The 1,049-nt window shown below is 67.6% G+C and carries 1 protein-coding gene; it reads left to right on the top strand.

The features are described from left to right. Positions 1–855: RICIN domain-containing protein (locus ACFC1X_RS40825; protein ID WP_376364846.1), on the top strand; the 855-nt coding region annotated here is incomplete at its 5' end. Between the last annotated feature and the right edge of the window lie 194 nt (positions 856–1,049).

The following is a 1,049-nucleotide window of genomic DNA, read 5'->3' as shown; positions in this document are numbered from 1 at the left end:
CGTCCCTACACGCTGTCGGTGAAGCGGTCCGGGACGGATCCGACGGACGTCGAGGGGACGTACGTCCAGCGTGGGTTTCTGCCGCGCTGGCTGGCCACCTTCTTCGGCATCTTCCTGGCCATCGCGATCGCGTTCGTGATGATCTGGATCGCCTACAAGCCGCAGGTCCGCACGAGTGCCACCGAGCAGACGGAACAGGCCGGCGCCGCCCTCGCCCCCAGCCCCAGCGCGTCCCCGGAAACCCTGCCCAGCCAGGCTGAGTCGCCCGCGGCCGATCCCGAGCCGCAGGCCTCCGAGGATGGCGAGGACGACGGCGCCGGTGGTGGCGGTGGCGGGGGAGGCGGCGAGTCCAAGCAGCCCCCGAAGCCGAAGCCCGTCGTGCCCGCCATGAACGTGATGCTGTGGAACGCCACCACCAAGATGTGCGCCGACATCCCCGGGCGGGAGAAGGGCCAGATCAACGGGGTCGTCCAGCAGGCCAACTGCCACGAAGAGGGCGACAACCAGTACTGGAACCTCGAGGTGAAGTACGAGAAGGGCGGCCCCGGAGGGGCCCCGCTCTTCCAGATCCGCAACGTCACCGACAAGCTCTGCATGGACCTGGGCGAGTACGACGGCCGTCCCGTCGGCACCGGCATCGGTGAGTTCCACTGCGACGGCACGATGGCCGACAACCAGCTCTGGTACATCCAGAAGCAGAAGAGCGGCGACTACTGGATCCGCAACTTCGCCAGCAACGGCAAGTGCCTGAACGTGCGGCACCAGAACGGCGGCACCGAGACCCCGCTGAACATCTCCGAGTGCACCAACACCGACGACCAGGAGTGGAAGATCGTCCACCCCAACAAGGACTGACAGCGAGGGCCGGGAAGCCGTCCCTTCAGGTACCTCGGGGCACGCAGTACTGCCCCGAGGTCCGCTGACGCCCCGTGAGATCGCCTCTAGCCTCGCCACGTGAGCCTGTGGACTTCGCTGGAGCCCGCGTCCGCGACTGTGGACCCCGGCAGCAGTACGCGTGTGCGCCTGAGGGTGCGTAATACCGGTGACGT

This window comes from Streptomyces sp. NPDC056128 (assembly GCF_042263835.1).
In the GTDB taxonomy this organism is placed as follows: Bacteria; Actinomycetota; Actinomycetes; order Streptomycetales; family Streptomycetaceae; genus Streptomyces.
This window is presented reverse-complemented; position numbering and strand designations above follow the sequence as displayed.